We start from the raw sequence: 8,004 nt of genomic DNA on the forward strand, positions 1-8,004 counted from the left end.
CCCGACACAGATTCTCACCCCGATCTAATATCGGTATTAGAGAAAACTATTACCGGTAAAAGAAAAGACTAATACCGGTATTAGAGATCACTAATACCGGTAAAAGAATTGCCCCTGAAACCCAAGGCCTACTCAGAAGACGTAGAAAGGGAGGGGCAGGGAGGGCACCCCGGAGGGGTGCATCCTGCATAGCCCGGTGGTCGGAGGGGCAAAGCCCCGACGACCCCGGGAAAGCATAGCCCGAACCACTCCCCTCGACCCCGCCAGGGGTCGCTCGGAATGGAGATCGTCCGGTGGAGTGACACCCTCTCGGGGTCGGATAGATAAGGCGTATCGCAGGTGACCCGGGGTCTTCGGCACTTCGTGCCTTGACCGCGGGCTATGCAGAAAGGACCCCTCCGGGGTCCTCTACCGGGTAGCCATTGGGAAATGTCTTTACGGTCAATCCGAGCAAAAATCGATGATCCCTCCGGGGCTTCGCCCCCCCGCGGGATCGTCAGGCCTTTTCAACGAAAGGGTAAGACAGACCGGCGTGGCACCCCTTGCGGGTGCTCGCTCCATAGGCATCGGTCATCCGCAAAGCGGTGACCGATGTGCAGCCCCCCCTACCCCCGCGACCCCTTGCGGGTCGCCGAGCAGCCACCCCCTTCCCGGCGACCCACAAGGGGTCGAGACATAACGCGCACGCTTATACATCGGTCGTCGGCACTTCGTGCCTCGACCGATGCCTAGGGAGCGGGCACCCTTCGGATGCCGGCGTGCTGTCTAAGCCGGTACGTTTGTGCAGACCGTCCGACCCGTCCGACTTGTCCGACCCGTCCGACAAGACAGCGCACTCGGCCGGTGCCTGCACCCCGGCAGGGATGCATTCCTTTCACCGGGGGGAGGACTCTGGATGGCGAGGCACCGGAGCCTGTAAACCATTGGCCTCTTTTTTCCCTACCTTTGTCGTAACCAAAGAATAGATAGAGTATGACAGCAGAGGATAAGCAGCAGCCCCGCGTGGTGATCATCGGCGGGGGACTTACAGGTATGTCGGTGGCGGCAGGGTGCGATATGCACGAGATCCCCTTCCTCCTCCTCGAGCGGGAGGAGCGACTGGGTGGACAGATCCAGACGCATCAGCAGGCGGGGTACACCTTTGAGACCGGACCCAATACCGGGTCGGTCTCCACGCCCGAGGTGGCGGAGCTCTTTGAGTACGTCGCGCCGGAGGCGGAGATGGAGGTGGCAAAGTCGGCCTCGGAGGCGCGCTGGATCTGGAAGGGAGACCGCTTCCACCCGCTGCCGTCGGGCCCGATCAGCGGTCTCACGACCCCGCTCTTCTCGTGGCGGGACAAGCTGCACATCCCCTTCGAGCCCCTCGTGAAGCGGGGCACCGACCCCAATGAGAGCGTCGGGGATCTCGCCGAGAGGCGCCTCGGGAAGAGCATGGTGGACTACGCGGTGGATCCCTTCATCGGCGGGGTCTATGCGGGCGACCCTTACAAGCTGGTGACACGGCTGGCGCTGCCTAAGCTCTACGACCTGGATCGGAAGTATGGGAGCTTCATCGGCGGCTCGATGAAGCTGATGAGGGAGCGGAAGCCGACGGAGCGGGACAAGAAGGCGACGAAGAAGGTCTTCAACGTCGTCGGTGGGCTCTCGCACCTGATCGAGGGGATCGAGCGGAAGGCCTCCCGCAGCGGGCGCTTCGTCACCGGTGCCACCGATATCCGCATCTGTCCCGCTGAGGATCACCGGTATGAGGTGACCTTTACCTCCGGGGGAGAGAGCGAGACGGTCCGGTGCGACCATGTGGTGACGACGATCCGTCCCGACCTCCTTCCCCCTCTCTTCCCGGACGACTGGGCAGGGCGCTTCGATCGCATACGGACGCTCGTCTACGCTCCGATCACGGAGGTGGTGGTGGGCTTTGACCACCTCCCCGGGGTGGAGCGAAGGGCCTTCGGTGCCTTAGTGCCGACCTGCGAGCGGCGGCGGGTGCTGGGGATCCTCTTCCCCTCCTCCTGTTTCGATGGGAAAGTGCCGTATGAGGATAGTGCACTCTTCACGATATTTATGGGCGGGCTGCGCAATCCGGAGCTGGTGACCGACACGAGCCTCGAGGAGCGGCAGGAGATCGCCCTCTCGGAGCTGTACGATATGATGAAGATCCCGCAGGATGTCCGGCCGGACCTCGTCTTCGTCGCCCCCTACAGCCATGCCATACCGGAGTATGACCTGACGACGGAGGGGATCCACGAGGACATCCGCCGACTGGAGACGGAGTACCCGGGGCTGCAGATCGCCGGCGGGGTACGAGACGGCATCGGCATGGCGAAGCGGATCACCCAGGGCATCTCCATCGCCGATGCCATCGCCGGCTACCGGCGCGAGTAAGCGGATAATATTGGAGATGCAAGCATGAGTATCAAAAGGAAACAAAGAGTAAGTGCCACACAGCTACTTCTCTTTATACTAATCTATGCAGTCATTGTCGTTATATTTTTGGTGGCACCAATATCCTGTTTAGATCGAAACGGTTTGTGGACTGCTGCTCTGGTAGGTGCCTTGGCGCCAGTCGCTTGGTATCTCGCCACATTACTGAATAGGAGAATTAAGAGAGCAAATCGGAAAGACAATACGTAGGACTCAGGGGGATCTCCATCGCCGGCTACCGGCGCGAGTAAGCGGGGGATAGAGCAGAACAAGCCATTCCGGCGTCATCGACATCAATTTCTCCCTAAGTCTCTGATCCGAGTTTGCAACTCCTCTATCCGGCAGAGCAGTTGATCAAAGGGCAAAGAAGCACCATAGATGAAGTGCTCTCTCATATTTTTGTAGTCACTTGTCCAGTCGTGGAGGACTTTTTGTGGCGGAACGATCGTGATACGACTTGGAGAGAGAAGCTCGTAATCCACATACCTCAGAGCGTATTGTAGCCGACGATGCTCCACAATAGCATCATAGAGTCGTCTGTCACTAAGAGCCTCCACTCCATAAGCACAATCCATCAAGCGCTCAAGGTCGTATAGATGTCGGCTCATACGCAAGTATCTGGGTCTATCTTTCTGAAACTCCTCGGCTAAGAGAAATATCTTCTCGAGGAAAGTACGCGTAGGGAGCACCGTGGGGAAGCTAACCCCACTCTCGTCCTCCGCCGGAAAGACATCAGCAATCATAGAGCGGATATTCCTTGTCTCCACAGGTTCAGCCATAGACATACAGCTGATCTCCACCTTTACGCGCTGAGGAATGTATGCAATAGACTCCTCAATGACACTCTCATAATACACAAGGATGGTGGTCGGATCCTTATCACTATCGATAGGCTTAGGAGCGCCAGCCCCGGCCGAGACCTGTGTCACATTCTCGATCCGATACCCATAGACTCCCATCTGTTTCAGCTCATCATCCAACTGCCCGGACAATGTATTATGAATATATGCACGAGAGACTTTACGCAGCTTGTCCCGCTGACTTCTGTTAATAGGCTCTATGCCGAAAAAAGAGTGCTGTAGGGCAATGTCAATATCCTCCGAGAAGCGCTCAATCAGACCAAAGCCCTTAGAGAGGGAAGTACCTCCCTTAAAGGACAGATATGGGGCACACGCACACCTCGACAACGCATATAGCGTAGCAGTCACCCACCAATCCTTCTCAACGGCAAATAGTGTGACCCCTGTATGAGCTCTCTCAGCTTGCTGAAGTATTGCGATCCTATCCTCAGGAGTATTCTTGATCCACAGCTTTCTCATCATTCGTTAAGCATCGGCTTGACAATTCGTTGCATCCATGCCGGCATCATAGCCACATCCTCAGCCAGAGCTCTGACCTCTTTTTCCTGATTGATCAACTCACGCATCCGGGACAATATCTCCTCGTCTATATTTTGTTCACCCAAGCTTTTCAGCGCCTGGACAAGAAGGGGGATAAGCTGAGTGCTGTACGCAAAGTTCCTGGGGACGGCTCTCTTGAGGATCACTTTTCGATCACCTAAATAGAGAGTACGTGCACTTCCTGTTGTCAGAAACGAATGGGTCATAGGGACCTGAGTGGACAGCCCAAGAGCATTCAGAGCAGTGACCCCGGACGGCAATACCTGAGCCTTATCCCGCTCGGCAATAGCCTGGACAATCTTGTCAACAGATGGCATAATCGGTCCATACTTGCTCTGCTTGGGTTTTAGGTAAACACCGGAGGCAATACGGACAAGAGCACCCTCCTCAACCAAGCCCGAAAGCGTACGACCTACACTCTCGGGATGATACCGGGGAAAGTCGGTCCGAAAGAAAATTGAACCGTCGTTAGCAGATAGTATTTGCTGGCTGAGCGTTTTTCCTCTCATAGCAATGTTGGATATACTTCAAATAATTCCAACACCAAAGGTAGCCTGAATTTGCGAGAACAACAACCATACAAACGCTATGGAGCGGGCATCCTTCGGATGCAGGCCTACCACCGATTGACTATTTTCACATGCGTCACCATCGGCACTGGAGCAAAAAAAAAAAGCTCTCGCCCCTGTCGATCGTGACAGGGGCGAGAGCTTTTTTCTCTCTACTTGATGACAAAGGACTTGGCGAGGTGGGCGACGGACCTGGCGCGGGTGAGGGCGGTGTAGACCCAGCGGTAGGCCTCGCTCTTGGGCTCCTTCATGAGCCAGACCGGCAGGTCGATGAAGACCTCGGGCCACTCGCCGCCCTGCGCCTTGTGGCAGGTGAGGGCGTAGCCGTAGCGGCAGTGGAGTGCATTGAGGTAGGGATCCTCCCGGAGGGACTTCCGAAAGCCCCGAGAGCCGGGCTTGGTTCCCTCCTTCCGCATCCGGATGGCGAAGTCCTTGTAGAGCGCCTTGTAGTCGGCGGAGGAGAGTCCCGGGGCATCCTGCTCCAGCAGATCGAGGATCAGCAGGGTCTCGTACTCGGCACTGTCGTCGATATTCCGCACCCGGACGGGGACGAAGGTGACCCCACCGCGGACCCTCTTCCGCGAGAGGGAGACCTCGAGCACCTCGATGAGGTCGCCATTGGCGAGGCCGGTGGTGAGGTCGTTTTGGGTCACAAGGAGGAGGTCGTCCACCTCCACGGGCGCCATGTAGCCGTAGAGCTCCCTCGCGCGGCGGGAGACCTCGGCGCAGCGCTTATTGGAGAGAGAGATGAAGGTGCAGCGATCGAAGTCCTTGTCGCCAATCGCCGTAAGGTAGTCGCTTACGAGCGTCTCCTGATCGTCGCAGATCACAATGTCGTCGTAGCCCTTGAGGGGAAGGGCGCCCCACTTCACCTCCGGAGGGTCGAGGTAGAGGGCGCGGATCTCGGCGGCGGCGAGGACGATGCCACTCCGACTATCCTGCCGGACGATCTCCGTGAGCTGGCAGCCGGTGGCGCGGACGTCGTAGAGCATCTCCATATACTCCGGCACGAGGGCGGGCGAGTAGTCCTGCCCTACGGGCGGGAGCTGGCTGTCGTCACCGACGAAGACGAACTTCCCCTCGGGGTCGTACTTAAAGAGGTCTGCGAGGACGTTGCCGCTGCCGAAGCTGAGCATCCCGCCCTTCGTCTCCCGGTCGGAGATCATCGATGCCTCATCGATGAAGTAGACCCGCAGCCCCCACTGCCGATCATCGTCGGAGATGGTAGAGGCGCTGAAGAGGGAGAGCATCTCCTCCGCCGGATCGTTGTCCGGCACGGCATGGCTGCGTTCCCCCTTCTCATCCTCAAGGAGGTCCTTGATGCTGTCGCCATAGCGGTGGAAGTGGTAGATGAGCGAGTGGAGGGTCTGCGCCTCCATACCGGTGCGGAGGGTGAGCATCTTGGCCGCACGGCCGGTGCTGGCGGCAAGTACATAGAGCGCCCCGAGGTCGCTGACGTAGTCGACAAAGGAGCGGAGGAGGGTGGTCTTGCCGGTGCCGGCGTAGCCTCGGAGGACGAAGACGGTCTCCTCGTCGCTACTGATGAAGGAGCGGAAGCACTCCATCGCCTCCCGCTGTCCGGGGGTCATCCAGGAGATATCGGTCATGGGTCAGCGCCTTTTCTTCCCCAGCTTATTTGCCTCGTGTGCCGACCGCTCGTGGTCGCGGGCGGCGATGCGCTTGGCAGCACTCTTCTCCAGCTCCGTCGCCGCCTCTGATCCGCCCTCCTCCGCCTGTAGCTCGAAGAGGATGTCTCTCAGCTGGGCTGCGGCGACGAAGTCGAGCGCCTTGGCGGCTGCCTGCATCGCCTCGCGGGTCTTCTCGATCTTGTCGGCGAGGTTATCCGTCTTGAGGAAGTCGAGGCTCTTCTCCGCCGCTGACTCCTTGGCGTGCTCGATGCGGTACTCCCTCGGGGTGGCAGCGTCGGCGGTCTTGCTCGGCCCGGTCATGTCGAGGATCGAGGTGGTGGAGGACTTGATCGCCTGATGGGGCGTGATGCCGTGCTCCTCATTATACGCCATCTGGATCTTTCGCCGCCGCTCGGTCTCGTCCATCGTCATCCGCATGCTGTCGGTGATCTTGTCGGCGTAAAAAATGACGAGACCATTGACATTACGTGCGGCACGACCGGCAGTCTGGGTGAGGGAGCGGTGGTTGCGGAGGAAGCCCTCCTTGTCGGCGTCAAAGATGGCGACGAGCGACACCTCCGGCAGGTCAAGCCCCTCACGGAGGAGATTGACCCCCACGAGGACGTCGAAGTCTCCGCGCCGAAGCCCCTCCATGATCTCCACACGGCGGATCGTCACCACCTCGCTGTGGAGGTACTCCGTCTTGATCCCGAGGTCGGCGAGGTGCTCCGCCAGCTCCTCCGCCAGCCGTTTCGTCAGCGTGGTGACGAGCACCCGCTCACTCCGCTCAATGCGGGTATTGATCTCCTCGACGAGGTCATCAATCTGGTTCTTTGTCGGGCGAACCTCTATCCTCGGGTCGAGGAGTCCCGTCGGGCGGATCAGCTGCTCGACGATGATGCCGTCGCTCTTCTCCAGCTCATAGTCGCCCGGCGTGGCGGAGACGTAGATGACGTCGCCCTGCATCTGCTCAAACTCGTCGAAGCGGAGCGGGCGATTGTCGATCGCCGCCGGGAGGCGGAAGCCGTAGGAGACGAGGTTTTCTTTCCGCTGCCGGTCGCCGCCATACATCCCTCGCACCTGAGGGATCGTGACGTGGCTCTCGTCGATGATCATCAGGTAGTCCTCGGGGAAGTAGTCGAGGAGGCAGTAGGGACGCTCGCCCGGCTGTCGTCCATCGAAGTAGCGGGAGTAATTCTCGATGCCGGAGCAGTAGCCGAGCTCCTCCAGCATGGCGAGGTCGTTGGTGACCCGCTCGAAGAGTCGGTCAGCCTCCATCTTTTTCCCCTCCTGCTCAAAGAGGCTCGTCTGCTTGTCGAGATCCTTCTTGATCTCCGCCATTGCCCAGTCGGTCTGCTCCTTGGTGGTGACAAAGAGATTGGACGGGTAGACAAAGACCTCGTCCAGCTCCTCAATCTCCTCACCGGTGAGGGGGACAAAGGAGGAGATCCGGTCGATCTCGTCGCCCCAAAACTCGATCCTGTAGGCGATCCCCTGGTAATCCTCCACGGCGGGGAAGAGATCGACGGTGTCGCCCTTGGAGCGGAAGGTGCCGGGCTTAAACTCCCCCTGAGCGGTCGTGTAGTAGATCTGCACCAGCTGGTGGAGCAGCTCGTCCCGCTCGATCTGCTGACCACCCCGGATGAGGATCTTCTTGGCGGCGTAGTCCCGAGGATTGGCCATACCGTAGATGCAGGAGACGGAGGCGACAACGATGATGTCGCGCCTACCGGAGAGCAGCTGTGTGGTGGTACGGAGACGGAGCTTCTCGATCTCGTCATTGATCGACATGTCCTTGGCGATGTAGAGATCGTTGGTGGGGAGATAGGCCTCCGGCTGGTAGAAGTCGTAGTAGGAGACGAAGTACTCGACAGCATTGTGGGGGAAGAAGCTCTTAAACTCTCCGTAGAGCTGCGCCGCCAGTGTCTTATTGTGCGACAGCACCAGCGTCGGCCGCTGCACCTCCGCCACCACATTGGCCGCCGT

The 8,004-nt window shown here is 59.0% G+C and carries 5 protein-coding genes; 1 reads left to right on the forward strand and 4 read right to left on the reverse strand.

The window, feature by feature from the left end:
- The first annotated feature begins 972 nt into the window (after window positions 1–972).
- A complete protein-coding gene (gene hemG, locus Q0F21_RS03880; RefSeq protein WP_297237581.1) occupies window positions 973–2,382 on the forward strand; it encodes a protoporphyrinogen oxidase in 1,410 nt (469 codons plus the stop codon).
- A gap of 332 nt (window positions 2,383–2,714) precedes the next feature.
- On the opposite strand, the gene Q0F21_RS03885 is transcribed toward hemG, so the two are convergent.
- From Q0F21_RS03885 to uvrB, 4 genes are all read right to left on the reverse strand, one after another.
- On the reverse strand, window positions 2,715–3,743 hold the full coding sequence (locus Q0F21_RS03885; RefSeq protein WP_363282537.1) for a nucleotidyl transferase AbiEii/AbiGii toxin family protein: 1,029 nt from the start codon (window positions 3,741–3,743) through the stop codon (window positions 2,715–2,717).
- On the reverse strand, window positions 3,740–4,330 hold the full coding sequence (locus tag Q0F21_RS03890) for a DUF6088 family protein (protein WP_297237582.1): 591 nt from the start codon (window positions 4,328–4,330) through the stop codon (window positions 3,740–3,742). The genes Q0F21_RS03885 and Q0F21_RS03890 overlap by 4 nt, the downstream gene beginning before the upstream one ends.
- A gap of 212 nt (window positions 4,331–4,542) precedes the next feature.
- Window positions 4,543–5,997 (reverse strand): AAA family ATPase, encoded by a 1,455-nt coding sequence (locus Q0F21_RS03895; RefSeq protein WP_297237583.1) that lies wholly within the window; start codon window positions 5,995–5,997, stop codon window positions 4,543–4,545.
- A gap of 3 nt (window positions 5,998–6,000) precedes the next feature.
- On the reverse strand, window positions 6,001–8,004 hold a 2,004-nt coding region (uvrB, locus tag Q0F21_RS03900; protein WP_297237585.1), incomplete at its 5' end, for an excinuclease ABC subunit UvrB.

Origin of the sequence: uncultured Porphyromonas sp., assembly GCF_934359325.1 — a bacterium.
GTDB lineage: Bacteria > Bacteroidota > Bacteroidia > Bacteroidales > Porphyromonadaceae > Porphyromonas_A.

What these genes read in the sequence shown, in the direction of transcription:
- hemG (WP_297237581.1), top strand. Translation starts at nt 973, where the DNA reads ATGACAGCAGAGGATAAGCAGCAGCCCCGCGTGGTGATCATCGGCGGG.
- Q0F21_RS03885 (WP_363282537.1), bottom strand. Translation starts at nt 3,743, where the DNA reads ATGATGAGAAAGCTGTGGATCAAGAATACTCCTGAGGATAGGATCGCA.
- Q0F21_RS03890 (WP_297237582.1), bottom strand. Translation starts at nt 4,330, where the DNA reads ATGAGAGGAAAAACGCTCAGCCAGCAAATACTATCTGCTAACGACGGT.
- Q0F21_RS03895 (WP_297237583.1), bottom strand. Translation starts at nt 5,997, where the DNA reads ATGACCGATATCTCCTGGATGACCCCCGGACAGCGGGAGGCGATGGAG.